Origin of the sequence: Cupriavidus sp. WKF15 (genome assembly GCF_029278605.1) — a bacterium.
Taxonomy (GTDB): domain Bacteria; phylum Pseudomonadota; class Gammaproteobacteria; order Burkholderiales; family Burkholderiaceae; genus Cupriavidus.
Genome location: NZ_CP119572.1, coordinates 518873 through 542842, shown reverse-complemented (window position 1 = coordinate 542842; position 23970 = coordinate 518873). Strand labels below are relative to the sequence as shown.

Genomic DNA, 23970 nt, shown 5'->3' with positions numbered 1-23970 from the left:
CGTCATTCATAGTGATCAAACTGGGTCGTCGGCACCGGCTTGGCGGTGACGGGTTCGTACCCAGGAACATTCAGGCGCAGGATATCCAGCGGATTCGAGCCAATCTTAGACAGCCCGCGGAACTCCACCTGCAGGAAGATGCGGCCGGTATAGCCCTGCGAGGTGTTGCGGAAGCGCTGGTAGACCACGCGGCCGACCCAGCAGTCCGCAGCGTATTCCACGCCGGCCAGCGCATCGACCATCTGGTTGGCGTTCCGGTCGAAAGCGAAGCGCCCAATGCCATACGCGCGCTGGGTAATCGGCCACTGACCGGAAATCTCGAACTGGTCGATCGCGGTATTGTCCGTCACCGACGTGGCGCGCCGGTAGCGGTAGCCCATGTTGAGCAGCTTGCGCGGCTCGGGACGCCAGGCGAAGGCCAGGTTCGAGTAATTGACGTGCTCCGAATCCGGATTGTATTGGATCCCCGCGTCGAGGTAGTAGCCGCGGAACAGCTGGATGGTGGTGGCCGCCAGCAGGTCCGAGCTGCCGGCCTTCGGATCCTGCAGCGTGCCATTGATCTGCACGCGCTGCCCGCTGAAGTCATAGCGCTGTGCGATCGTGCCGCGGAAACGCTCGATGCCGGAATCGGCTTCGATCAGGCGCGTGGTCAGGCCCGCGGTCAGCTTGTTGTTGTCGGCAACCCGGTCGTAGCCGGTAAACGGGTTCTCGGAGAAGATCTGGCCATAGCCGAAGTCCGACTGCACGGTATCGAAGAGCGGGAACTGGCTCTGGTCGCGGAACGGCGTGTAGACGTAGAACAGCCGCGGTTCCAGAGTCTGCAAGTAGTTGACGCCAAACAGCCGGCTCATGCCCGGCGCGCTGCGCTCAAAGGTCATGCCCGAGTCAAAGCTGAAGGTCGGTACCGTACGCGACAGATTGTTCTGCGCCGTCGGGGTGTTGCTTTGCGCCTCCATCTGGTACTGCGTCGCGTTGAAGATGACCTTCGGCGTCACATACCAGCCCGGGCGCACGATCGGATAGCTGATCGTCGGCTGCACGAACATGCGCTCGCCCTGCGGCTGCTGGAAGCCGGTCGACGTCAGCGGAATGCGAAAGCGCGTGTAATCGGCCTCCACCTGCACATCGAAGCCGCCAAGGTCGTACCGAAGGTACTTGCCATTGAGCTGTGGCTCGCGCTCGTACGACGGCCCGCTCGGCAGCAGCGTCTGGAACTTCTGCACGCGCGCCAGTACCGTGAAGTCCTGCCAGTTGTATGTGACGCCGCCTTCCTGGACGTATTGCCGCTGGGTCGATTGCGCCACGGTGCGCGTCAGGTCGTCCGGATACTTGTCGTCCGATACGCGGTTCAGGTTCAGGTAGGCGTTCAGCCCCTGCGCGAGGCGCTGGTTATGCTGGAACGAATAGGACCAGCGGTTGGTCCCGGTCTGCCGGTCGTCCGGCAGGATCTCCGCGCGCAGCCGGCCTGCATAGCCGTCTCCCAGGTACCGGTAGTCGCCACCCAGCATAAAGCCGCGCGACGTCATGATGCGCGGATAGAGCGTCAGGTCGCGGTTCGGCGCGATGTTGAAATAGTACGGCAGCGTGACGTCGAGGCCCGATTTCGAGCCGTAGCCGAACAGGGGCGACAGGAAGCCGCTGCGGCGCTCGTCGGTGAGCGGGAAACTGAACACCGGCGCGGCCGCGATCGGCACGTCGAAGAAATGCAGCACGCCGCCGTAGGCCACGCCGACCTGGCGGTCGCTGTCCAGGTCGAGCTGGCGCGCACTGAAGTACCAGTCGGCATTGTCCGGCGAACAGGTCGTGTAGGTGGCCCGCTTGATCACGCTGCGGTCCTTGTCCACGAAATCGATGCGTTCGGCCTTGCCCGTGCCGCCGGTCTGCTGGAAATAGTAGTCGGGCGAGAGCATGTAGCCCTCGTTCGCCTCGACCTTCATGCGCGCCTCGGGGCCCACTGCCAGCGCGCCGCCGCGCGACACGCGGGCGTTGCCGTGGGCGAAGGCCTCGTCGGTATCCTGGTCGTAGGTCAGCTTGTCGCCCTTGACCACGGCGCCGCCGCGGCGCAGCTCGGCGTTGCCTTCGATCGCCACGCCACGCTCGTTGTAGCCGGTCAGCCGGTCACCGGACACGAACGCCGGCGGGTTCTCGCCGGGTTCGCCGGACTTGGCCGGCTCCGCCAGGCGCGGCACGAGCTCGCCGGACACAGGGGGCGCCAGCGGCGCCTCAGGGGCGGCCTCGACGACAGACTCGGTCTGTTCGATGTCGGGCACGGCCGAACCGGACATCTGCGCATGCGCACCCACCGACAGGCCGGCCATGGCCAGCACCAGTGGCCGCAGGGCGCTGGCAGGCAGCCGGCCGGTGCGGCGGGAAAGGCCGGGAAGCGCAGGCGGCTTGTGGGCTCGTTGGTTCGGTGATCGTCGTTGTTCGGTCATGCGAGCGGGTTTTCAGTCACGTCGTCGGTGGCGGCTTGCCTGCTAGCCGCCAGCCCCCGTCGGAACAGGCTGCGGGGCAACCGGGGCCCCTCCCGGGGGCCGCCCGGCACCCGGGTCTGGTCGGGTATTATACGGGGCAACCAATACTCCCTTTCCGGCATGGCAGCACTTCCCCACGACCCACGCCTGGACCAGCTCAAATCCTGGGTGTCCGGACTCGGTCCGGACTGGTCCGTCGACCCCGATTCCTGCACTCCCGCTTCGTCCGACGCCAGTTTCCGGCGCTACTTCCGCGTCAGCACGGCCAACGCCGCGCACCCGACGGCTATCGTGATGGATGCGCCGCCCACGCATGAGGACTGCCGGCCGTTCATCCATGTCGCGGCACTCTTCGGCGACGCCGGCGTCACGGTGCCCACGGTCCTGGCACAGGATCTGGGGCAGGGCTTCCTGCTGCTGGCCGATCTCGGCAGCCAGACCTACCTGTCCCGGCTCGACGACTCCTCCGCAAGCGGCATGTATGCCGACGCGGCCGCCGCGCTGGTACGCATCCAGGCCGCCACTCGGGCCGGCGAACTGCCGGCCTACGACCGTGCCCTGCTGCAGCGCGAGCTGGACCTGTTCCCGCAGTGGTACATCGCGAAGCACCTGGGCGCCACGCTCACCGAAGCCCAGCAGGCCGATCTACGCGAAGTGATGGATGTGCTGCTTGCCAACATCCTGGCGCAGCCGCAGGTATACGTGCACCGCGACTATCACTCGCGCAACCTGATGGTGATGCCCGGCAGCGCCAACCCCGGCGTGCTCGATTTCCAGGACGCCGTGATCGGCCCGATCACCTACGACGCGGTCTCGCTGTGGCGCGACGCCTATATCGAGTGGGACGAGGAGCAGCAGCTCGACTGGCTGATCCGCTACTGGGAGCGTGCGCGCAAGGCCGGCCTGCCGGTGAATGCCGATTTCGGCGAGTTCTACCGCGATTTCGAGTGGATGGGCCTGCAGCGCCACCTGAAGGTGCTTGGCATCTTCGCGCGCCTGTACCACCGCGACGGCAAGGACGGCTACCTCGCCAACCTGCCTCTTGTGCTCAAGTACACGCGCCAGGTCGCGGGCCGCTACACCGAGCTGCGCAAGCTGATCCGCCTGCTCGACGCGCTCGAGGGCGTCGCCAGCCCGGCCGGCTATACGTTCTGAGCGGGGCCCGCGCAGTGCCCCCACCGGAGCCTCCCGACAACCTGCCCGCCATCACACGCTCGGGCGAATGGTGGGCCGGCGTGCGCGCGCTCGCCCCGATGCTGCTGGGCGTGGTGCCGTTCGGCCTGATCTATGGCGTGCTGGCGGTCGGCGCCGGCATGCCCGCCTGGCTGGCCTGCGCGATGAGCGCCATCGTCTTCGGCGGCGCATCGCAGATGATCCTGACGCAACTTTGGTCGGCCGGCACACCGGCCCTGGTCATCGCCGTCACGGTGGCCATGGTGAACCTGCGCCATGCGCTCTACTCCGCCACCATCGCCCCTACGCTGGCACACCTGCCGCGCCGCTGGAAGGCACTGGTCGCCTACCTACTGACCGACGAGGCCTTTGCCGCCATGACGCACCGGCTGGCCGACACCGGACCGCGCCAGCGCTACCGCCACTGGTTCTACTTCGGCGGCGGTTTCGCGCTGTGGGCCAGCTGGCAGCTGTCGACGCTGGCCGGCGTGCTGGTCGGCGCCCAGGTGCCGCGCGACTGGCCGCTGGACTTTTTCCTGCCGCTGACCTTCATCGGCATCATCGTGCCGGGGCTCAGGCACCGCGCGCAGGTCGCCGCGGCACTGGTGGCGTCAGCCCTTGCGGTGGCCTGCTTCGGCATGCCGCACAAGCTCGGGCTGATGGTCGCCGCACTCGGCGGCATTGCCGCCGGCATGCTGCTGCTCGGCCGCGGCAACCTGTCCAGCAAGCGTCCGGCCAGCAAGAACGCCACCGTCGGCAAGGAGCCCGCATGAACTCGCTGACCTTGCTGTGGGTTTTCATTGGCGCCGGGCTCGCCACCTTCCTGATCCGCCTGTCGTTCATCGCGGTCGAAGGCCGCGTGCGGCTGCCGGCGTGGTTCCGCACCGCGCTGCAGTTCGTGCCGGCCGCCATGTTGTCCGCGCTGATCGCCCCCGACCTGCTGATGCGCGGCGGCGAACTTTACGTAAGCCCGCTCAACGCAAGGCTGGTTGCCGGCCTGGTTGCTATCGTGATCGCTGCGCGCACGCGCAGCATCGGCTGGACCATCGTCGGCGGCATGGCCGCCCTGCTCGCCATGGAGACCCTGATTTGAAAGCCATGATCTTCGCCGCCGGCCGCGGCGACCGCATGCGTCCGCTGACCGATACCTGCCCCAAGCCGCTTCTGTCCGTAGGCGGCAAGCCGCTGATCGTCTGGAAGATCGAGGCACTCGTGCGTGCCGGGCTGCGCGACATCGTCATCAACCATGCCTGGCTCGGCGAGCAGATCGAGGCCGCGCTTGGCGATGGCAGCCGCTTTGGCGTGCGCATCGCCTACTCCGCCGAGGGCAGCGCGCTGGAGACGGCCGGCGGCATCGCCAAGGCGCTGCCTCTGCTGTCACAGGCTCCTGAACGCGGCGAGATTTTCCTGGCCGTTTCCGGCGATATCTTCTGCGAGTACGATTTCCGCACACTGCTGCCGCGTGCCCGCGAGATGGCCGGCGCGCCAGCCCCGCGCATGCACCTGGTGATGGTGCCCAACCCGCCCTTCCACCCGGCCGGCGACTTCGCCCTGCGGCCCGATGGCCGGCTGGCGCTCGACCCGGCGCCGGGCGCCGAGCGCCTGACCTTCGGCAATATCGGCCTGTATGACACGCGCCTGTTCAGCGATATCGTCCCCGGCACCAAGGTGGCCATGACGCCTTGTTACCGCGCCGCCATCGCGGCGGGCACCGCCAGCGGCGAGCGCTTCGAGGGCTGCTGGGAAAACGTCGGCACGCCGGCCCAGCTGGCCGCGCTGAACGACGCCGTCGCCGCGCGCGGCACCGCCACCGCAGGCGGCGCCTGAGTCGCCTGCCGGCGCTGCCGGGCCTGGTGCCCCGGCGGCGTTAGAATCTGATGCATTCCCCCATCCAGTTGGCAATCCTATGTCCTCTCCCGATACCGCCCTCCTGGCGTCTTGCCGCGACCGCCGCGCCCGCGTGCTGCAGCACCTGCGCGCCGCCGGCGGTGGCGTGGCCATCCTGCCCACGGCGCCGGAAGCCATGCGCAACCGCGACAGCGACTATCCGTACCGGCACGACAGCTATTTCTATTACCTGACCGGCTTCACCGAGCCCGAATCCGTGCTGGTGCTGGTCGCCGGCCAGGGCACTGAAGCCGACCGCAGCATCCTGTTCTGCCGCCCGAAGCATGAAGAGCGCGAGATCTGGGACGGCTTCCGCTACGGCCCCGACGGTGCACGCGCGGCCTTCGGCTTCGATGAAGCCCATTCGGTCGAAGAGATCGACGCCATCCTGCCGGGCCTGCTTGCCAACCGTGCGCAGCTCGCCTATCCGCTGGCCGCTTCGACGCGCACGGACATGCAGATGCGCCGCTGGCTGGATGCGGTGCGCATGCAGGGCCGCGCCGGCGTAGCGGCGCCCGCGGTCGCGGTCGATATCCGCACGCTGCTCGACGAGATGCGCCTGATCAAGGATGCGGGCGAACTGGCCACCATGCGCCGCGCCGGGGAAATCTCCGCGGGCGCCCATGTAAGGGCCATGCAGGCAAGCCGTCATGGCCTGCGCGAGTTCCATCTCGAAGCCGAGCTGCTGTACGAATTCCGCCGCCACGGCGCGCAGAGCGTGGCCTACAACTCGATCGTCGCGGCCGGCCCCAATGCCTGTGTGCTGCACTACCGCGCGGGTCCCGCCGAACTGCGCGACGGCGACCTGTGCCTGATCGATGCCGGCTGCGAGCTGGACGGCTATGCTTCCGACATCACCCGCACCTTCCCGGTGTCCGGTCGCTTTTCGCCGGCCCAGCGCGAGCTGTATGACCTCGTGCTGGCCGCGCAGGATGCCGCCATTGCCGAGACGCGCGCCGGCGTGCCCTACAACGTGCCGCACGATGCCGCGGTGCGCGTGCTCGCGCAGGGCATGCTCGACACCGGCCTGCTAGACCGCAACAAGGAAGGGACGCTCGACGACGTGCTGGCGAGCGGCAGCTACCGGCGTTTCTATATGCACCGCACCGGCCACTGGCTCGGCATGGACGTGCATGACGTGGGCGAATACCGGGCCGCCGCGGCCGACGGGAATGGCGAACGTCCGTGGCGGCCGCTGGAACCGGGCATGGTCGTGACCGTGGAACCGGGCATCTACGTGCGTCCGGCCGAGGACGTGCCCGAGCGCTACTGGCATATCGGCATCCGCATCGAGGACGATGCCGTGGTCACCAGCGGCGACTGCGAGATCATCACGCGCGGCGTGCCGGTCAAGGCCGACGAGATCGAAGCCCTGATGCGGGACCGCAACAGCACAGGCGGAGGCAAGGCATGATCGGCTGGTTGCGACGACTGTTCCCCGGCAGCGCCGGAACGCCGCACAATGCGCCCACGAGACGCCACGTCGATCCGAACGAACCGTTCGTGCTCAACCTCTATGACGACCGCGTGGTGGTGCACCGCCCCGACGGCCAGCGCGAGGAGGTCATGTGGGATTCGCTCGAACGCGTGGTGGTGCGTGTTTCCAAGGTTGCACCCTGGGCCGGCAAAGCCTGGCTGATCATGGTGGGCGCCCCCGACAGCGGCCAGGGCTGCGTCGCGCCGATGGACGCGGCCAACGCCAGCGCACTGCTGGAGCGCCTGCAGGCCCTGCCCGGCTTCAACCAGCAGAAGCTCGACAACGCGCTGCGCGATGCCGAAGCCGGCAAGTCGCGCTCCGATGCAATCTGCTGGAAGCGCGGCGCGGCTGAGCAGGCGCCGGATCTTGATACGGACGGGAGCGCCGGCAATGACGCAGGCCGAGCCTGAAGTCCGGGACATCGCCATCGTCGGCGGCGGGCCGGTGGGCCTGGCGCTGGCCTGCCAGCTGCTGCTGGCGACCGACTGGCGCATTTCGCTCATCGATGCCGCCACGCCGGCGCGGGCCGCGCGCGACCCGCGCGCCATCGCGCTATCCCATGGCAGCCGGCAGCTGCTGGAGCAGATCGGTGCCTGGCCGGTTGCCGGCACGGCGATCGAGCATATCCATGTCTCGCAGCGCGGCCATCTCGGCCATGTGAAGCTCCACCATGACGACTACGGCGTGCCCGCGCTCGGCTATGTGGTGCGCTATGGCGAGCTGTGCAATGTGCTGGAGCGCGCACTGGGCCGTGCAGTCCAGCAGGCCGGCGCATCGCGCCTGCTGCGCGTATTCGAGACGCGCATCGACGAATTGCGGCAGGATCCGCTGATCGGCGGGGACTTCGACGGCCTGGACGCCATGGCCGGCGCGGTGCACCTTGCCGGCACGACGGCCGATGGGCGGCCGGCGCGCTTTGCCGCGCGCATCGCCGTGCAGGCCGAAGGCGGCCTGTTCCACCAGCAGGCCGCGCATGCGGGGCACGGCGCGCGGCACCGCGACTACGGCCAGACTGCGGTGATCGGTCACGTGGCCTGCTCGCGGCCGCGTCCGGGCTGGGCCTGGGAGCGGTTCACGGCCGAGGGGCCGCTGGCGCTGCTGCCCTACGACGAGCATGGCGTCGACGGCTACGCGCTGGTCTGGTGCTGCCCGCCCGAACAGGCCGCGCGGCGGCTGGCGCTGTCCGACGCCGACTTCGCGGCCGAGCTTGGCGAGGCGTTCGGCGACCGGCTGGGCCGCTTCATGCTTGCCGGCAAACGCCACGCATTCCCGCTCGGGCTCAACGCGGCGCCGGTGACGGTCGATGGCCGCATCGCGGCCGTGGGCAATGCCGCCCAGACCCTGCATCCTGTGGCGGGCCAGGGTCTCAACCTGGGACTGCGCGATGCCTTCGCGCTCGCGGACTCGCTGCGCACCGGCTGCACGCCGCGCGCGCTGCAGGCGTTTGCGTCACGGCACCGCGTGGACCGGGCTGTGACCATCGGCGTGACGGACCTGTTGCCGCGTGCGTTCGGCGTCAACTACCCGCTGGCCGCGCATGCGCGCGGGGCATCGCTGGCGGCGCTGGCCTGCCTGGCGCCGCTCAAGCACGCGCTGGCACGGCACATGATGTTCGGCATGCGCCGCTGAGATGCCCTTGCGAGGCCGCGCATGCGGCTTTCGCCACTTTCCGGCTAAGCAGTTCGAGGTATTTTCAGACTCCGCCTATTGTCTTGATGCTCAATTCTTGGGCAGCAGCAGTCGTTTGGCGGTAGAATCCAGCCCTCGCTCATGCCCGTGAATATTGCCGACAGCCGTTTCGGCACGGGCGTGTTTTTCCGTTTCACTCCAGAACCACGCAGCCGGGCCGTCCTGTTTCGCATTGCGCAACGCGCGTGCTGCCGGAAGCCATGGCCACCGGAATCGCCACCCCAACGTGCAGATCGGACCACACCAACTTCGCAACAATCTGTTCGTCGCTCCCATGGCGGGCGTGACGGACCGCCCTTTCCGCCAGTTGTGCAAGCAGCTGGGCGCGGGCTATGCGGTGTCGGAAATGGTGGCGTCGAATGCGCAGCTGTGGAAAAGCGAAAAGACCATGCGCCGCGCCAACCACGCCGGCGAGGTCGAACCCATCTCGGTACAGATCGCCGGCGCCGAGCCGGGCATGATGGCCGAGGCCGCCCGCCATAACGTGGACCGCGGCGCGCAGATCATCGATATCAACATGGGCTGCCCGGCCAAGAAGGTCTGCAACGTGGCGGCGGGCTCCGCGCTGCTGCAGAACGAGCCGCTGGTGGTCCGCATTGTCGAAGCCGTGGTGGGTGCCGTGGGCGACCGCGTCCCGGTCACGCTCAAGATTCGCACCGGCTGGAACCGCGAGAACCGCAATGCCTTGCGCATCGCGCGCATGGTGGAAGACGCGGGCATCAGCATGCTGACCATCCACGGCCGCACGCGCGCCGACCTGTACCACGGCGATGCCGAGTACGAGACCATCGCCGCGGTCAAGGCCGCCATTCGCATTCCGGTGGTGGCCAATGGCGACATCACGACACCGCAGAAGGCAAAGCAGGTACTGGCGCTGACGGGCGCCGACGCCATCATGATCGGCCGCGCGGCGCAGGGCCGGCCGTGGCTGTTCCGCGAGATCGAACACTTCCTGGCCACCGGCGAATTGCTGCCGCCGCCGGAAGTGGCCGAGATCCGCGCCATCATGAACGCGCACCTGGAAGACCACTATGCGTTCTACGGCGAGTTCACCGGCGTGCGCACCGCGCGCAAGCATATTGCGTGGTACACGCGCGGGCTGCGCGGCGCGAACCTGTTCCGGCACCGCATGAACACGCTGGAGACCACCGGCGAACAGCTCGCCGCGGTCAACGCCTTCTTCGACGAGCAGGCGCAGTGGTCCGACCGGCTGGTCTATGTCGATGAAGCCGGCGCGGGCGAGGGGGAAGATGAAACGGACAACAACAACAAAAAAGGGGAGTTGCTTGCCGCATGAGCCGCAATGCTATCGACCAATGCATCCGGGACAGCCTGGACAGCTACTTTCGGGATCTGGACGGCGAAGAGCCGTCCAATATGTACAACATGGTGCTGGAGGCCGTCGAGCGCCCGCTGCTCGAAGCCGTGATGGTGCGCGCCGAGCGCAACCAGTCGCTGGCCGCCGCCTACCTGGGCATCAATCGCAATACGCTGCGCAAGAAGCTGCAGCTGCACGGTTTAATTTGAAATTGAAGCGTTTCGCACAGCCATGATCAAGCAAGCTCTCCTTTCCGTCTCCGACAAGACCGGCATCGTCGAATTCGCGCGCGAACTGAACGCGCTCGGCGTCACGCTGCTTTCCACTGGCGGTACCGCCAAGCTGCTGGCCGACAGCGGCCTGCCCGTCACGGAAGTGGCCGACTACACCGGCTTCCCCGAAATGCTCGACGGCCGCGTGAAGACGCTGCACCCGAAGGTCCACGGCGGCATCCTGGCGCGCCGCGACCTGCCCGAGCACATGGCCGCGCTGGCCGAGCACAACATCCCGACGATCGACCTGCTGGTGGTGAACCTGTACCCGTTCCAGCAGACCGTGGCCAAGGATGACTGCACGCTGCCGGACGCGATCGAGAACATCGACATCGGCGGCCCGACCATGCTGCGCTCGGCGGCCAAGAACCACCGCGACGTGACCGTGATCGTCGATCCGGCCGACTACGCCGTGGTGCTCGACGAAATGCGCGGCAACGGCAACAAGGTCGGCTACGACACCAACTTCCGCCTGGCCACCAAGGTGTTCGCGCACACCGCGCAGTACGATGGTGCGATCACCAACTACCTGACCAGCCTCGGTGCCGACAAGTCGCACCAGGGCCGCAGCGCCTACCCGCAGACGCTGAACCTGGCCTTCGACAAGGTGCAGGAAATGCGCTACGGCGAGAACCCGCACCAGTCGGCCGCGTTCTACCGCGACCTGAAGGCAGTGGACGGCGCGCTGGCCAACTACGTGCAGCTGCAGGGCAAGGAACTGTCGTACAACAACATCGCCGATGCCGATGCGGCGTGGGAATGCGTGAAGTCCTTCGACGTCTCCACGCCGGCCTGCGTGATCATCAAGCACGCGAACCCGTGCGGCGTGGCCGTCGGCGCCAGCGCGCTCGAAGCCTATGACAAGGCCTTCAAGACCGACTCGACCTCGGCCTTCGGCGGCATCATCGCCTTCAACGTGGAACTCGATGAGGCCGCTGCGCAGGCCGTGGCGAAGCAGTTCGTCGAAGTGCTGATCGCCCCGTCGTTCAGCGCCGCCGCGCGTGCCGTGTTCGCGTCCAAGCAGAACGTGCGCCTGCTCGAGATCCCGCTGGGCAAGGGTGTCAACCAGTATGACCTCAAGCGCGTGGGCGGTGGCCTGCTGGTGCAGAGCCCGGATGCCAAGAACGTGAAGCCGTCGGAACTGCGCGTGGTCACGCGCCGCCACCCGACGCCCAAGGAAATGGACGACCTGATGTTTGCCTGGCGCGTGGCCAAGTACGTCAAGTCCAACGCGATCGTGTTCTGCGGCGGCGGCATGACGCTCGGGGTCGGCGCGGGGCAGATGAGCCGCGTGGATTCGGCACGCATCGCCAGCATCAAGGCGCAGAATGCCGGTTTGACGCTGGCCGGTTCGGCGGTGGCGTCGGATGCGTTCTTCCCGTTCCGTGACGGGCTGGATGTGGTGGTGGACGCTGGCGCGACCTGCGTGATTCAGCCGGGTGGGTCGATGCGGGATGATGAGGTGATTGCTGCCGCGGATGAGAGGGGGATTGCCATGGTGTTGACTGGGACTCGGCATTTCCGGCACTGATTGGTATTGAGTCCGGCGGGGGGGGACTTTGGGACTGGCTCATCGTCCTTGGCAGGCCGCCGCTGTTTCGCCGGCTACGCCGGCGAAACAGCGGCGCCTGCCAAGAAACGCCTCCCCCACAAGAGCCCCTAAACTATCCCCCAATCCCCCCTTAGCCCCAAATGCGCATCCTAGGCATCGACCCCGGCCTCCGCACCACCGGCTTCGGCGTGCTGGAAAAGCATGGCAACAAGCTTTCCTACATCGCCTCGGGCACCATCAAGAGCAATGGCGATACCGACCTGCCCGCGCGCCTGAAGACGCTGTTCGACGGCATCAGCGAGGTAGCCCGCACCTATGCCCCGGACTGCGCGGCCATCGAGAAGGTGTTCGTCAACGTCAACCCGCAATCCACCCTGCTGCTGGGCCAGGCACGCGGCGCGGCGATCTGCGGACTGGTGGGACAGGGCCTGCCGGTGTTCGAGTACACCGCCCTGCAGCTGAAGGTGGCCGTGGTCGGCTACGGCCGTGCTAACAAGGAGCAGGTGCAGGAGATGGTCATGCGGCTGCTGAACCTGCCGGGACGGCCGAGCACCGATGCTGCCGATGCATTGGGCATCGCCATCTGCCACGCCAATGGCGGCGACACGCTCGGCACGCTGTCCGGGCTGGCACCCGAGCTGGTCCGCAAGGGTATGCGCGTGCGGCGCGGACGCCTGATCGGCTGACAAGGGCTTCGACAGGCGGCGCACGCGGGTCTCTTACAATCAGGGGCATTTGCCGCGCCCGGCGGCCACGGACCCTTTGCCATGCTCCGCCTCCGATCCAGTCTTCACGTCTCCCTGGCCACAGTCCTGCTGGCGGGCTGCGCCACGAAGCTGCCCGCGCCTTCCGCACCCAGGACGGTGGCCGCAGCCGCAGCTACGGAAGCGCCTGCACCGGCAGCAGCCACGAAGCCACTGGTCATCGCCCACCGCGGCGCCAGCGCGCTGCGCCCCGAACATACCCTGGCCGCGTACGCCAAGGCCATCGAGGACGGCGCGGATGTCATCGAGCCGGACCTGGTCATCACGCGCGACGGCGTGCTCGTGGCGCGCCATGAAAACGAGATTGGCGGCACGTCCAACGTCGCCGAGATGCCGCAGTTCGCCGACCGGAAACGCACCAAGGTGATCGACGGCGAGCGCCTGACCGGCTGGTTCACCGAGGACTTCACGCTGGCCGAACTCAAGACACTGCGGGCCCGCGAACGCATCCCGAAGCTGCGCCCGGCCAATGCGCGCCTCAACGACCAGTTCGAGATCCCGACCTTCGACGAGATCGTGCGGCTCACCCAACAGGCGTCGCTGCGTACCGGCCGGGAGATCGGCCTGTATCCCGAACTGAAGCACCCGAGCTACTTCCGAGGTATCGGCCTGCCGCTCGAGGACAAGCTGGTCGCCGCGCTGCACCAACAGCCATACCTGCGCGAGGCGCCGGTATTCGTCCAGTCCTTCGAGCCCGGCAGCCTGCGGCAGGTGCGCCGCTCACTGGGACATGGCATGCCCAATGTCAGACTGATGCAACTGATCGGGAATCCCAGGCAGATCCCCGCCGATTGGCGACTGGCCGGCGAGACGCGCACCTATGGCGACATGCTGAGCCCGGCAGGCCTGCGCGAGGTCGCGTCCTACGCCAATGGTATCGGGCCCGAGAAGAACAGCGTGGTGCCACGCGACGCGCAAGGCGGACTCGGCGCGCCTTCCGCCGTCGTGCGCAACGCGCATGCGGCCGGCCTGCTGGTGCATCCCTATACGTTCCGGCCCGAGAATGCCTTCCTGCCCAAGGCGCTCCAGACCGGCGGAGATGGCGCCACGCGCAGCCCCGCAGGCATGGTGCGCGAGGTGGAGGCCTTTGTCGCCGCGGGCGTGGACGGTATCTTTACCGACGACCCGGCACTCGGCAGGCGCGCCATCGACGCCAGCCCCCCGTGAAGCAGGACCGCCGCTGGGCTACACTTGCGGCCTTCCGCAAACCGCTGAACCGACCTTTACCGCAAACGCAAACAACATGATCGGACGCATCGCCGGCACCCTAATCGAAAAGAACCCCCCGCACCTGCTGGTGGACTGCCACGGCGTCGGCTACGAAATCGATGTGCCGATGAGCACGTTCTACAACCTGCCCGCGACCGGCCAGCCGGTGACGCTGCTGACGCAGCTGATCGTGCGCGAGGACGCGCACCTGCTCTACGGCTTCGGCACGCCTGCCGAGCGCAACACCTTCCGCGAGCTGATCAAGATCACCGGCATCGGCGCGCGCATGGCGCTGGCGGTGCTCTCGGGCATGTCCGTGCCGGAGCTGGCCCAGGCCATCACGCTGCAGGAAGCCGGGCGCCTGACGCGCGTGCCGGGCATCGGCAAGAAGACGGCCGAGCGCCTGCTGCTGGAACTCAAGGGCAAGCTGGGCGCGGAGCTGGGCCATGCGCCTGGCGCGACCGCCGTGCATGACAGCGCGGTCGACATCCTCAATGCGCTGCTGGCGCTCGGCTACTCGGAAAAGGAAGCCGCCGCGGCCATCAAGCAGGTGCCGGCCGGCACGGGCGTGTCGGATGGCATCAAGCTGGCGCTGAAGGCCTTGTCCAAGGCCTGAGGCGTAAAATAGCGCGACACCTGACGCCGCCGCCATGATTGAAACCGACAAGTTCTCCGCCCCCGACCGCGTGATCGCCGCCACGCCCGCTTCCTCGCACGAAGAGGCGTTCGAGCGCGCGCTGCGGCCCAAGCTGCTCGACGAGTATGTGGGCCAGGAGAAGGTGCGCGGGCAGCTCGATATCTTCATGCACGCGGCGCGCAACCGCCGCGAGGCGCTGGACCACGTGCTGCTGTTCGGCCCGCCGGGCCTGGGCAAGACCACGCTCGCGCATATCATCGCGCGCGAAATGGGCGTGAACCTGCGCCAGACCTCGGGGCCGGTGCTCGAGCGCCCGGGCGACCTGGCCGCGCTGCTGACCAACCTCGAAACCAACGATGTGCTGTTCATCGACGAAATCCACCGGCTCTCGCCGGTGGTCGAGGAAATCCTGTATCCGGCGCTCGAGGACTACCAGATCGACATCATGATCGGCGAGGGCCCGGCAGCGCGCTCGGTCAAGCTGGACCTGCAGCCATTCACGCTGGTCGGGGCCACCACGCGCGCCGGCATGCTGACCAACCCGCTGCGCGACCGCTTCGGCATCGTGGCGCGGCTGGAGTTCTATACGGCCGACGAGCTCGCGCGCATCGTCACGCGCTCCGCCCAGCTGCTGGGCGCCCGGATCGACCCGAAGGGCGCGCTGGAAATCGCCCGCCGCGCGCGCGGCACGCCCCGTATCGCCAACCGGCTGCTGCGTCGCGTGCGCGACTATGCCGAAGTCAAGGGCGACGGCACCATCACCCGCGAGATCGCCGATGCCGCCCTGGCCATGCTGGATGTGGACCGCGTCGGCTTCGACCTGATGGACCGCAAGCTGCTCGAGGCCGTGCTGCACAAGTTCGGCGGCGGACCGGTCGGCGTCGACAACCTGGCCGCGGCAATCGGCGAGGAGCGCGACACCATCGAGGATGTCCTGGAGCCGTACCTGATCCAGCAGGGCTACCTGCAACGCACGCCGCGCGGCCGGGTTGCCACCGCGGCAGCCTACCGCCACTTCGGCCTGGCAACGCCCGAGAGCGGCGGCACCGGCGAGCTGCCAGTCTGAGGATAAGCGGCGCCCGGCGGTGGTTGCTGCGTTGCCGCAAACCCCGGCCGGCGCGCGTCGGGGACGTCAATTAAACGTTTTTGTCCCGCATCCCAAATTTTTTCGAAGTGGATTGCTGGCCCCTGCCCTATTGTCCACAATGGCTTCAACGGTACCCTAGCAAGGGCGCCCCGGCAGCCGTGCCGATGGCATGGCCCTCACTATCGCCAAGGAAAGCCATGACCCGTCGTCCGTCCTCCCTGCCTGCCGCGATGTTCGCTGCGGCGATGCTCCTCGCCACCAGCGCCGGCGCCCACGCACAGCGTCCGCAGGCCCCGGTCGGCGTTGCCGAGGAGGCCGTGGTCAGCGGCAAGATCATCGATATCGACCCGAACACCAAGGCCGTGCTGGTACAGGGCCCCCGCGGCAATGTCGTCGAGCTGGTGGGCGGCGACGAAGTGAAGAACTTCGGCCAGATCCGCAAGGGGGACATCCTTACCATTGCGCGCGGCGCGGCGATCGTCGCATCGCTGGAACCGATGGACAGCAAGGCGACCGCGCTGGCGGAAACGGTGGACCGGACCTCGCGCGCGGCCGAAGGCAGCAAGCCCGGCATCATGCGCGAGATCACCACGACGGTGACGGCGGAGATCACGAAGGTTGACCCGGCCAAGCACCTGGTCACGTTCCGGGGCCCGCGCGAAACGTTGCGCACGGTCAAGGTGGAAGATCCTGCCATCGATCTCAGCAAGATCCAGCGTGGTCAGATGGCAAAGATCGTCTATCGTGAAGTCGTAGCCATCACGGTCAGGGCCCCGGCTGCATCCGCAGCCAACTGACCCTATTCCGGACGCGGTACTTTTCCGACCAGGAGGTCACCTATGAATCGACGCGATTTTGTTACCCGGGTTACCGGATCTGGACTGCTTGTCGCCACCGCGTTCGCCGCCGGCTGCACGACAACGGGCACCGGCAGCACGACGGATAAGACAGCAAAGAGACAGGAAATCGACGCGGGCGTCGACGGTGCGCTGAACCGTTTGTATTCGTCGACCAACGGTTCGCGTGAGCTGGCACAGCGCGCGCAAGGCGTCCTGGTATTCCCCAAGGTGATCGCGGCCGGCTTCATTGTTGGCGGCGAGTATGGCGAGGGAGCGCTGCGCGCCCACGGCTCGAACGTCGGCTACTACAGCACGACGCAGGCCTCGGTCGGCCTTACCGCCGGCGGGCAGTCCAAGGCCATTATCATTATGTTCATGACGCCCGAGGCCTACAACAAGTTCGTGTCGAGCAAGGGCTGGACGGCCGGCGCCGATGCAAACGTGGCACTGGCAAAGATTGGCGCCGACGGACGGCTTGACACCCTGACCAGCCAGCAACCGGTGATTGGCTTCGTTCAGACCAACGCTGGCCTGATGTTCGACGTATCGATCAACGGTGCCAAGATTTCGAAGCTCGACATCTGAATCCGTAGGAAAAGGCGGGCGGTACCGCCCGTCTTGCCCCAAAGATCCCGGCCCCGGCCGGGATTCTTTTTTGCGGCACGGCAAGGCAGCCCCCCGGCTGGCATAATCGCGCAAAAAACAGCGGGCGCGGCAACGCACCGCCACACCGGGAACCTCCATGTCCGCCCTGCCCGCCGCCCCCGCCCATACCGGGCGCGTCTACCGCTACTACGATCTCGTCATGGTGGCGTTTGTCAGCGTGCTGCTGTGTTCCAACCTGGTCGGCGCCGCCAAGGCCGCGCAGGTGACGCTGCCGCTGCTGGGGCCGGTAACCTTCGGCGCTGGCGTGCTGTTCTTCCCGATCTCGTACCTCTTTGGCGACGTGCTGACCGAAGTCTACGGTTATGGCCGCGACCGCCGCGTGGTGTGGGCGGGCTTCGCGGCACTGGCGTTCGCCACGTTCATGAGCCTGGTGGTACTGAACATGCCGGTAGCGCCGTTCATGGCCGATTACCAGAAAAGCCTGGAAGACGTATTCGGCAATACCTGGCGCATCGCGCTCGGGTCGCTGATTGCCTTCTGCTGCGGCAGTTTCGCCAACAGCTACGTGCTGGCCAGGATGAAGCTGTGGACGGGCGGGCGCTGGCTGTGGACCCGCACCATCGGTTCGACCCTGGCCGGCGAGCTGGTGGATTCGTCGCCGTTCTACGTGATTGCGTTCTACGGAATCTGGCCGCTGGAGAAAGTGCTCCAGGTCGCGGTGGCGCAGTACGTGTTGAAGACCGGCTGGGAAGTCGTGATGACGCCGGTCACCTATAAGGTCGTGCACTTTCTCAAGCGCGCCGAGAACGAGGACTGGTACGACCGTAACACAAACTTCACGCCGTTCCGCCTGCGCGTCTAGAGCCGAGGCCCGCGCGCCCTCAGGGAACGCGCCGATCCACTTCGTCCAGTGCCAGCGTTTCAAGGTGGGTCACGTCGCCCCACTGCGCCAGCGTCAGGTGATGGCTGTCGCTGCGCAGCCGGTTTATGCTGGCGTTGAGCAACTCGTGCTGGCGCGGCGCCTCGAGCGTCATGCCGGTGGCCTCGCGGTAGAGGCAGTCGAGCACGCCGCCGTGGGCCACCAGCGCGATGCGCTCGCCCGGATGCCGGCGCGATAGCGACAGCGCGATCTCGACCGCGCGATCATGGAACTGTGCGAGCGACTCGCCCTGCGGCGGCGCATAGTCGGGCACGCGCGCCTGCCAGCGGGCAAAGTGCTCCGGCAACTGCTCGGCGACTTCGGCATAGGTCATGCCCTGCAAGTTGCCGTAGCTGCGCTCGCGCAAGCGCGGTTCGGACCGGACCTTCAGTCCGAGCGCCTCGGCCAGAGGCGCCGCGGTCTGCATGGCGCGGCCCAGGTCGCTGGAATAGACCGCGTCGATCGGCTCGCCGGCCAGCGCCGCAGCCAGCGCGCGGGCCTGGGCCTGGCCGGTCTCGTTGAGCGGGATGTCGAGCTGGCCCTGGAGCCGACGCTCGCGGTTCCAGGCCGTCTCGCCATGACGGATCACAATCAGGTGCGTGTAGGCCAGCGAATGCGGCCCGGAGCTTTGCAACATGCCCTTTCCTTGCTATTTCCATGCCCTTGCCCGGCGCAGGAGCCGGGCACGCGGCCTTAGCCGGCTACCTTGGGATTGAGCGTGTAGGTGCCGGTCAGGCTGGCCTGCGCCAACACATGGCCGCGGATGGCTTCCAGCACCTGCGCCCCCGTGAACTTGCCGTCGAGCGGCACCCGGTCGATGTCCAGCGCGTAGACCGTGAATACGTAGTGGTGCAGCAGGGTGTCGTTCCACGGCGGGCACGGGCCGTCGTAGCCGTAGTAGTCGCCCTTCATGTCGGCGTCATTGGCAAACCAGCCCGTGTAGTCGTTGATGCCGTGGCGCAGGCCACCCGCGGTGGCCGTGCCGCCGGCCGCTTGGGGGCCGGGCTTGCCGCGCGCGATCACGCCGTCGCTGTGCGAGCCCGCGGCGATCGTGGTCAGGCCGGGCGGGATGTCGACCAGCACCCAGTGGTAAAAGTCCACGCGCGGCAGCGATGCCGGCACTTCACGGCCTTCCTGGTTGACGTCGTCACCCTGGCTCGGGACATCGCGGTCATGGCAGATCAGGACAAAGGAGCGCGTCTGGACCGGCGCGTCTTCCCAGTGCAAATCGGGGTTGCGGTTGCTCGACAGCGCCACGTGGGCGGCGGCATCGGGCACGCAGAAGGCGAACTCGCCAGGAATCGGCGTGTTGTCGGCGAAGGACTTGCTCCAGAGTTTCATTTGTCGCTCCTGTCTTGTGGATGGCCGCGCGGGCGCGCCATCGTGGTTTCCTGCTGCCTGTGCGGCCTTGAGCGGCCTCAGGCGTTGCCGGGCGGAGGCACGCGCAGCCAGAACGTCACCGGTCCGTCGTTGGTCAGGCTCACCTGCATCATCGCCCCGAACTCGCCGGTCTGCACCTCAGGGTGCGACGCGCGCGCCCGCTCGACGAAATACTCATAAAGGCGCCGCCCGTCCTCGGGCGAGGCCGCCGGCGTGAAGCTGGGCCGGGTTCCGCTATTGGTATCGGCGGCCAGCGTGAACTGCGACACCACCAGCAGGCCACCCGCGCCGCCGTTGCCATCCATGTTCTGGACCGGCAGGTTCATCTTGCCGTCCGCGTCGGAAAACACGCGGTAGGACAACATCTTGGCGAGCAGCCGGTCGGCCTGCGCCTCGGTATCGCCGCGCTCGGCACAGACCAGCGCCAGCAGGCCAGCGCCGATCTCGCCAGTGGTACGGCCGCCGACGGTCACGCGCGCCTGCGCTACCCGCTGGATCAGTGCGATCATCGCCGGTCCTCAGGCCAGCGTCACGCGGGCAAAGCGGCGCTTGCCCACCTGGACCACGTAGGTGCCGGCAGCCACCTTGGTGGCCTTGTCGCTCACGGTGGAGCCGTCGATCTTCACGCCGCCCTGCTCGATGTTGCGGTTGGCCTCGGACGTGGATGGCACCAGGTTGGCCTGCTTGAGCAACTGCGCGATGCCCAGCGGCGCGCCCGACAGGCTGACCGCCGGGATATCGTCCGGCACGCCGCCGCGCGCGCGGTGGTTGAAGTCCTCGAGCGCCTTCTCGGCATCGGCCTGGCTGTGGAAGCGCGCCACGATCTCCTGCGCCAGCATGACCTTGCAGTCGCGCGGGTTGCGGCCCAGCGCGATTTCCTGCTTCATCAGGTCGATCTCGTTGAGCGGGCGGAACGACAGCAGCGTGTAGTACTGCCACATCAGGTCGTCCGAGATGCTCATCAGCTTGCCGAACATCTCGTTGGGCGCCTCGGTCACGCCGACGTAGTTGCCCTTGGACTTGGACATCTTCTCGACACCGTCCAGGCCCACCAGCAGCGGCATGGTCAGGATGCACTGCGGCTCCTGGCCGTATTCCTTCTGCAGCTCGCGCCCGACCAGCAGGTTGAACTTCTGGTCGGTGCCGCCGAGCTCCAGATCGGACTTCAGCGCGACCGAATCGTAGCCCTGCATGAGCGGATAAAGGAACTCATGCACCGAAATGGGAATCCCAGACCGGAACCGTTTGGTGAAGTCGTCACGCTCCATCATCCGGGCCACGGTGTATTTGGCGGCGAGCTGGATCATGCCGCGTGCGCCGAGCGGATCACACCACTCGCTGTTGTAGCGGATTTCGGTGCGCGCCGGATCGAGCACCAGGCTGGCCTGACGGTAGTAAGTCTGGGCATTGGCCTCGATCTGCTCGCGCGTCAGCGGCGGCCGGGTGCTGTTGCGCCCGGAAGGGTCGCCGATGGTCGAGGTGAAGTCGCCGATCAGGAAGATCACCTGGTGGCCCAGGTCTTGCAGCTGACGCAGCTTGTTCAGTACCACCGTATGCCCGATGTGGATGTCGGGCGCAGTGGGGTCGAGGCCGAGCTTGATGCGCAGGGGAACACCGGTCGCTTCGCTGCGAGCGAGCTTCTGTGCCCATTCGGCTTCGATCAGCAGTTCGTCGCAGCCGCGCTTGGACACCTCCAGCGCGTGCATCACCGACGGCGTGAGGGGATATTTGGCCGCGGGGCCGGAGGATGCTTCAGTCATGACGTAAGTCTTTGAAATACATGAAAATTTGCCGGATTCGCCACTCGGCCCCGAGCCGATTCTTGGTATAATCCGCGCTTTCCGGCGACACGCGGCACCGAGCCCGTGCGCCACCCGCCATTCTAGGCGGCAAATAAAGATGAACAGCCCGCGCCGTACCTCGGGGGAGGAAGGCAGACGACACACATCGTTGCGGCAGCGGTGCCCAGACCAAGGTTGAATTTTACGTGATGTGGTCCAGACTCCGCGAAGTTTTCGCGCGCGAGCTGGTGGTTCTCGTCGACCCGACCAACCCCCAGCACGCGCGAAGGCGCAAGCAACTCACGGCTTCCGTGGGCGCGATATTCACGCTCGGCATGGCTGCCGCCATGGGTGTCGCACCGCGCAGCGCCTTCAATGATCCGCTCGCGCCGCGCGTGAACGAGCCGCTGCGCATGCCCGATGTGCGCGAACAGCTCGCACAGCTTACCGATATCGATTCCGAGGCCGTCTACGTGCGCCAGGAACGCATGCAGCGCGGCGACACCATTGCCTCGCTGCTGCGCCGCCTCGGCGTGGACGATCCCGACGCGCAGGCCTTCATCCTCAAGAACCCGACCGCGCGCAGCCTGTTCAACCTCAATCCGGGCCAGACCGTGCAGGCACAGATCGACGACAGCAATATGCTCGTGTCGCTGCAGGCCAATCTCGGCGGCGATGCCGCGCACTCGCGCGAACTCATGATCGAGCGTGTCGAGCCGGCCAAGGCCGGCGGCACGACCAGCTACAAGGCGCGTGTGCAGAACGTCGACAACGACCTGCGCTATGAGATGGCGTCCGGCTCGATCGCCGCGGGCGGCTTCTTCAAGGCCATGGACGCGGCCAACGTGCCCGATGAAATCGTGCAGCAGATGCTGTCGATCTTCTCCGGCGTGATCGACTTCCAGCATGACATTGCCAGCGGCGACCGCTTCCGCATCATCTACGAAGCCGGCTTCCAGGACGGTGCGTTCATCCGCAACGGCCGCGTGGTGGCGATCGAACTGATCAACCGGAACCAGCTCCACCAGGCCCTGTGGTTTGCGCCCCAAGGCGAGAGCAACGGCGCCTACTACACCTTCGATGGCCGCAGCATGAAGCGTCCGTTCCTGCGTTCGCCGGTGGAGTTTTCGCGCGTATCGTCGGGCTTCGGCGGCCGCGAGCATCCGCTGCACCATGAATGGGCCCAGCACAAGGGCGTGGACTTCGCCGCGCCCACGGGCACCAAGGTGATGGCGACCGGCGAAGGCGTGATCGACTTTGTCGGCCGCCAGAATGGCTACGGCAACATCATCATCCTGAAGCACGCGAACGGCTATTCGACCTACTATGCCCACCTGTCCGGCTTTGCCGGCGTGCAGCAGGGCCAGCGGGTATCGCAAGGCCAGGTCATCGGCTATGTCGGCCAGACCGGCTGGGCCACCGGGCCGCACCTGCACTACGAGTTCCGCTTCAACGACGTGCCGCAGAACCCGCTGAGCATTGCGCTGATGGAAGCCCCGGTGCTGACGGGCAAGGCGCGCCAGGAATTCCTCGGCTATACCAGCACGATGCTCAGCCGCATCAACGCGCTGCGCACCTATAACGTCCTTACCGCGGCCAACTGACAGCCGCTCCGCCCGGAGACTCCATGCGCGCGCACGGCGATCGCTATATCGGCATCATGTCTGGCACCAGCATGGACGGCGCGGACGCCGTGCTGGTGGACTTCAGCGGCGAGCGCCCGGCCGTGCTGGCCGCCGCGCACGAGCCCTTCCCCGACGCGCTGCGCACGGACTTCGGGCAGTTGCAGCAGCCCGGCGACAACGAGATCCACCGCGAGGCGCTGGCCGCCAACGCGCTCGCACGCGTCTATGCCGGCTGCGTGGCCGCGCTGCTCGGACAGGCGGGGCTGCGGCCGGACGATATCGCTGCGATCGGCGCGCATGGGCAGACCATCCGCCATCGCCCGGGCCTTTACGACCAGATCGGCTACACGCGGCAGAGCCAGCATCCCGCGCTGCTGGCCGAGCTGGCGGGCATCGACGTGGTGGCGGATTTCCGCAGCCGCGATGTCGCGGCGGGCGGCCAGGGCGCGCCGCTGGTGCCGGCACTGCACCAGGCGCTGTTCGGCGACGGGGCCGAAGCCCGCGTGATCTGCAATATCGGCGGCATCTCCAACATCAGCGTGCTGCCCGGCAACGGCGGCGCCGTGATCGGCTTCGACTGCGGGCCGGGCAATGCGCTGCTCGACTACTGGATCGGCGAACAACTCGGCATGCCGTTCGACGACGACGGCGCCTGGGCCGCGAGCGGACGCGTCGACGATGCGCTGCTGGCCGAATGCCTGGCCGATCCATACTTCAGTGCCGCACCGCCCAAGAGCACGGGACGCGACCTGTTCCATCCCGCCTGGCTGGAAGCGCGCCTGGCGTCGCGGGGGGCACCCGCGCCAACGCCAGCGGACGTACAAGCGACACTCGCCGCGCTGACCGCCGAAGCGATTGCGCGCGATGTCCGTGCCCACTCGCCGCAGGCGCGACGGCTGATCGTTTGCGGTGGTGGTGCGCGCAACGGCTACATCATGCGGCGTCTGGCGCAGGCCCTGCCCGGCCTGGCCGTGCAGACGACTGAAGACTTCGGGGTGCCGGTGTCCCAGGTGGAAGCCATCGCCTTCGCCTGGCTGGCGCGCCAGTGCCTGCTGCGCCTGCCGGGCAATGTCGCCACGGTCACCGGCGCTTCTGGTCCGCGCGTGCTCGGCGCGTTCTATCCGCGCTGATCGACCGTGTGATGGACGGGATCAGGCGCTGGAAGGGTTGGGGGTTTTTGTGCGTGGCAGACGCCGCTGTTTCGCCGGCGTTGCCGGCGAAACAGCGGCGCATGCCAAGCACGACAACCCATCCCCCCATTCCCCGCATTCCGCCGAAGAA

General features: G+C 67.2%; 24 protein-coding genes. 19 read left to right on the top strand and 5 right to left on the bottom strand.

The features are described from left to right. Positions 1-2: 2 nt before the first annotated feature. On the bottom strand, positions 3-2435 hold the full coding sequence (locus CupriaWKF_RS02605; protein ID WP_276099488.1) for an LPS-assembly protein LptD: 2433 nt from the start codon (positions 2433-2435) through the stop codon (positions 3-5). A gap of 159 nt (positions 2436-2594) precedes the next feature. Between CupriaWKF_RS02605 and CupriaWKF_RS02600 the strand changes: the two genes are divergently transcribed. The 17 genes from CupriaWKF_RS02600 (at position 2595) to CupriaWKF_RS02520 (ending at position 17846) form a co-directional block, all read left to right on the top strand. After that, a complete protein-coding gene (locus CupriaWKF_RS02600; protein ID WP_276099487.1) occupies positions 2595-3629 on the top strand; it encodes a phosphotransferase in 1035 nt (344 codons plus the stop codon). A 98-nt stretch (positions 3630-3727) separates the two neighbouring features. Then, positions 3728-4420, top strand: coding sequence for an AzlC family ABC transporter permease (locus CupriaWKF_RS02595; protein ID WP_276100643.1), 693 nt, complete (start codon positions 3728-3730; stop codon positions 4418-4420). Then, positions 4417-4740, top strand: a complete 324-nt coding sequence (locus CupriaWKF_RS02590) for an AzlD domain-containing protein (RefSeq protein WP_211948850.1) — start codon at positions 4417-4419, stop codon at positions 4738-4740. The genes CupriaWKF_RS02595 and CupriaWKF_RS02590 overlap by 4 nt, the downstream gene beginning before the upstream one ends. Next, the gene (gene murU, locus CupriaWKF_RS02585) at positions 4737-5474 is read left to right on the top strand and encodes an N-acetylmuramate alpha-1-phosphate uridylyltransferase MurU (protein ID WP_276099486.1); all 738 of its coding nucleotides are present in this window, start codon (positions 4737-4739) and stop codon (positions 5472-5474) included. The genes CupriaWKF_RS02590 and murU overlap by 4 nt, the downstream gene beginning before the upstream one ends. Positions 5475-5553: 79 nt before the next feature. Continuing rightward, positions 5554-6948, top strand: a complete 1395-nt coding sequence (locus tag CupriaWKF_RS02580; RefSeq protein WP_276099485.1) for an aminopeptidase P N-terminal domain-containing protein — start codon at positions 5554-5556, stop codon at positions 6946-6948. Further along, positions 6945-7421, top strand: coding sequence for a hypothetical protein (locus CupriaWKF_RS02575; protein WP_276099484.1), 477 nt, complete (start codon positions 6945-6947; stop codon positions 7419-7421). The genes CupriaWKF_RS02580 and CupriaWKF_RS02575 overlap by 4 nt, the downstream gene beginning before the upstream one ends. Next, a complete protein-coding gene (locus CupriaWKF_RS02570) occupies positions 7402-8640 on the top strand; it encodes a UbiH/UbiF/VisC/COQ6 family ubiquinone biosynthesis hydroxylase (protein WP_276099483.1) in 1239 nt (412 codons plus the stop codon). The genes CupriaWKF_RS02575 and CupriaWKF_RS02570 overlap by 20 nt, the downstream gene beginning before the upstream one ends. Before the next feature lie 286 nt (positions 8641-8926). Continuing rightward, positions 8927-9997: a tRNA dihydrouridine synthase DusB gene (gene dusB, locus CupriaWKF_RS02565; RefSeq protein ID WP_276099482.1), complete on the top strand. Its 1071-nt coding sequence runs from the start codon at positions 8927-8929 to the stop codon at positions 9995-9997. Beyond that, entirely contained in the window at positions 9994-10227 is a 234-nt protein-coding gene (locus CupriaWKF_RS02560; protein WP_211948844.1) for a Fis family transcriptional regulator, read from the top strand. The genes dusB and CupriaWKF_RS02560 overlap by 4 nt, the downstream gene beginning before the upstream one ends. Before the next feature lie 22 nt (positions 10228-10249). Further along, a complete protein-coding gene (gene purH / locus CupriaWKF_RS02555; protein ID WP_276099481.1) occupies positions 10250-11821 on the top strand; it encodes a bifunctional phosphoribosylaminoimidazolecarboxamide formyltransferase/IMP cyclohydrolase in 1572 nt (523 codons plus the stop codon). Between the two features lie 161 nt (positions 11822-11982). Continuing rightward, positions 11983-12528 (top strand): crossover junction endodeoxyribonuclease RuvC, encoded by a 546-nt coding sequence (gene ruvC / locus CupriaWKF_RS02550; RefSeq protein ID WP_276099480.1) that lies wholly within the window; start codon positions 11983-11985, stop codon positions 12526-12528. A gap of 81 nt (positions 12529-12609) precedes the next feature. Beyond that, complete coding sequence (locus CupriaWKF_RS02545; protein WP_276099479.1) at positions 12610-13773, top strand: glycerophosphodiester phosphodiesterase; 1164 nt, start codon at positions 12610-12612, stop codon at positions 13771-13773. 76 nt (positions 13774-13849) lie between these two features. After that, positions 13850-14431: a Holliday junction branch migration protein RuvA gene (ruvA, locus tag CupriaWKF_RS02540; RefSeq protein WP_276099478.1), complete on the top strand. Its 582-nt coding sequence runs from the start codon at positions 13850-13852 to the stop codon at positions 14429-14431. Positions 14432-14465: 34 nt separating this feature from the next. Next, positions 14466-15518 carry a Holliday junction branch migration DNA helicase RuvB gene (gene ruvB / locus CupriaWKF_RS02535; RefSeq protein WP_276099477.1) on the top strand — a complete coding sequence of 351 codons (1053 nt, stop codon included), beginning with the start codon at positions 14466-14468 and terminating at the stop codon, positions 15516-15518. Between the two features lie 218 nt (positions 15519-15736). Continuing rightward, positions 15737-16336: a hypothetical protein gene (locus CupriaWKF_RS02530; protein ID WP_276099476.1), complete on the top strand. Its 600-nt coding sequence runs from the start codon at positions 15737-15739 to the stop codon at positions 16334-16336. 42 nt (positions 16337-16378) lie between these two features. Next, positions 16379-16963: a YSC84-related protein gene (locus CupriaWKF_RS02525; RefSeq protein ID WP_276099475.1), complete on the top strand. Its 585-nt coding sequence runs from the start codon at positions 16379-16381 to the stop codon at positions 16961-16963. A gap of 157 nt (positions 16964-17120) precedes the next feature. Further along, entirely contained in the window at positions 17121-17846 is a 726-nt protein-coding gene (locus tag CupriaWKF_RS02520) for a queuosine precursor transporter (protein WP_276099474.1), read from the top strand. Positions 17847-17865: 19 nt separating this feature from the next. Here the strand turns inward: CupriaWKF_RS02520 and CupriaWKF_RS02515 are convergent, their stop codons facing one another. The 4 genes from CupriaWKF_RS02515 to tyrS form a co-directional block, all read right to left on the bottom strand. Then, positions 17866-18540, bottom strand: coding sequence for a histidine phosphatase family protein (locus tag CupriaWKF_RS02515; protein WP_276099473.1), 675 nt, complete (start codon positions 18538-18540; stop codon positions 17866-17868). A 56-nt stretch (positions 18541-18596) separates the two neighbouring features. Continuing rightward, positions 18597-19244, bottom strand: coding sequence for a YbhB/YbcL family Raf kinase inhibitor-like protein (locus CupriaWKF_RS02510; RefSeq protein ID WP_276099472.1), 648 nt, complete (start codon positions 19242-19244; stop codon positions 18597-18599). 77 nt (positions 19245-19321) lie between these two features. Then, positions 19322-19792, bottom strand: a complete 471-nt coding sequence (gene dtd, locus CupriaWKF_RS02505) for a D-aminoacyl-tRNA deacylase (protein WP_276099471.1) — start codon at positions 19790-19792, stop codon at positions 19322-19324. Positions 19793-19801: 9 nt separating this feature from the next. After that, the gene (gene tyrS, locus CupriaWKF_RS02500; protein WP_276099470.1) at positions 19802-21043 is read right to left on the bottom strand and encodes a tyrosine--tRNA ligase; all 1242 of its coding nucleotides are present in this window, start codon (positions 21041-21043) and stop codon (positions 19802-19804) included. 230 nt (positions 21044-21273) lie between these two features. Here tyrS and CupriaWKF_RS02495 point away from each other — a divergent pair, with 230 nt between their 5' ends. Together CupriaWKF_RS02495 and CupriaWKF_RS02490 are read left to right on the top strand one after the other, a co-directional pair. Then, a complete protein-coding gene (locus tag CupriaWKF_RS02495) occupies positions 21274-22668 on the top strand; it encodes a M23 family metallopeptidase (RefSeq protein ID WP_276099469.1) in 1395 nt (464 codons plus the stop codon). A gap of 23 nt (positions 22669-22691) precedes the next feature. Then, on the top strand, positions 22692-23819 hold the full coding sequence (locus tag CupriaWKF_RS02490) for an anhydro-N-acetylmuramic acid kinase (protein WP_276099468.1): 1128 nt from the start codon (positions 22692-22694) through the stop codon (positions 23817-23819). Positions 23820-23970 lie beyond the last annotated feature (151 nt).

What these genes read in the sequence shown, in the direction of transcription:
- CupriaWKF_RS02605 (WP_276099488.1), bottom strand. Translation starts at nt 2,435, where the DNA reads ATGACCGAACAACGACGATCACCGAACCAACGAGCCCACAAGCCGCCT.
- CupriaWKF_RS02600 (WP_276099487.1), top strand. Translation starts at nt 2,595, where the DNA reads ATGGCAGCACTTCCCCACGACCCACGCCTGGACCAGCTCAAATCCTGG.
- CupriaWKF_RS02595 (WP_276100643.1), top strand. Translation starts at nt 3,728, where the DNA reads ATGCTGCTGGGCGTGGTGCCGTTCGGCCTGATCTATGGCGTGCTGGCG.
- CupriaWKF_RS02590 (WP_211948850.1), top strand. Translation starts at nt 4,417, where the DNA reads ATGAACTCGCTGACCTTGCTGTGGGTTTTCATTGGCGCCGGGCTCGCC.
- CupriaWKF_RS02580 (WP_276099485.1), top strand. Translation starts at nt 5,554, where the DNA reads ATGTCCTCTCCCGATACCGCCCTCCTGGCGTCTTGCCGCGACCGCCGC.
- CupriaWKF_RS02575 (WP_276099484.1), top strand. Translation starts at nt 6,945, where the DNA reads ATGATCGGCTGGTTGCGACGACTGTTCCCCGGCAGCGCCGGAACGCCG.
- CupriaWKF_RS02570 (WP_276099483.1), top strand. Translation starts at nt 7,402, where the DNA reads ATGACGCAGGCCGAGCCTGAAGTCCGGGACATCGCCATCGTCGGCGGC.
- CupriaWKF_RS02560 (WP_211948844.1), top strand. Translation starts at nt 9,994, where the DNA reads ATGAGCCGCAATGCTATCGACCAATGCATCCGGGACAGCCTGGACAGC.
- purH (WP_276099481.1), top strand. Translation starts at nt 10,250, where the DNA reads ATGATCAAGCAAGCTCTCCTTTCCGTCTCCGACAAGACCGGCATCGTC.
- ruvC (WP_276099480.1), top strand. Translation starts at nt 11,983, where the DNA reads ATGCGCATCCTAGGCATCGACCCCGGCCTCCGCACCACCGGCTTCGGC.
- CupriaWKF_RS02545 (WP_276099479.1), top strand. Translation starts at nt 12,610, where the DNA reads ATGCTCCGCCTCCGATCCAGTCTTCACGTCTCCCTGGCCACAGTCCTG.
- ruvA (WP_276099478.1), top strand. Translation starts at nt 13,850, where the DNA reads ATGATCGGACGCATCGCCGGCACCCTAATCGAAAAGAACCCCCCGCAC.
- ruvB (WP_276099477.1), top strand. Translation starts at nt 14,466, where the DNA reads ATGATTGAAACCGACAAGTTCTCCGCCCCCGACCGCGTGATCGCCGCC.
- CupriaWKF_RS02530 (WP_276099476.1), top strand. Translation starts at nt 15,737, where the DNA reads ATGACCCGTCGTCCGTCCTCCCTGCCTGCCGCGATGTTCGCTGCGGCG.
- CupriaWKF_RS02525 (WP_276099475.1), top strand. Translation starts at nt 16,379, where the DNA reads ATGAATCGACGCGATTTTGTTACCCGGGTTACCGGATCTGGACTGCTT.
- CupriaWKF_RS02520 (WP_276099474.1), top strand. Translation starts at nt 17,121, where the DNA reads ATGTCCGCCCTGCCCGCCGCCCCCGCCCATACCGGGCGCGTCTACCGC.
- CupriaWKF_RS02515 (WP_276099473.1), bottom strand. Translation starts at nt 18,540, where the DNA reads ATGTTGCAAAGCTCCGGGCCGCATTCGCTGGCCTACACGCACCTGATT.
- CupriaWKF_RS02510 (WP_276099472.1), bottom strand. Translation starts at nt 19,244, where the DNA reads ATGAAACTCTGGAGCAAGTCCTTCGCCGACAACACGCCGATTCCTGGC.
- dtd (WP_276099471.1), bottom strand. Translation starts at nt 19,792, where the DNA reads ATGATCGCACTGATCCAGCGGGTAGCGCAGGCGCGCGTGACCGTCGGC.
- tyrS (WP_276099470.1), bottom strand. Translation starts at nt 21,043, where the DNA reads ATGACTGAAGCATCCTCCGGCCCCGCGGCCAAATATCCCCTCACGCCG.
- CupriaWKF_RS02495 (WP_276099469.1), top strand. Translation starts at nt 21,274, where the DNA reads ATGTGGTCCAGACTCCGCGAAGTTTTCGCGCGCGAGCTGGTGGTTCTC.
- CupriaWKF_RS02490 (WP_276099468.1), top strand. Translation starts at nt 22,692, where the DNA reads ATGCGCGCGCACGGCGATCGCTATATCGGCATCATGTCTGGCACCAGC.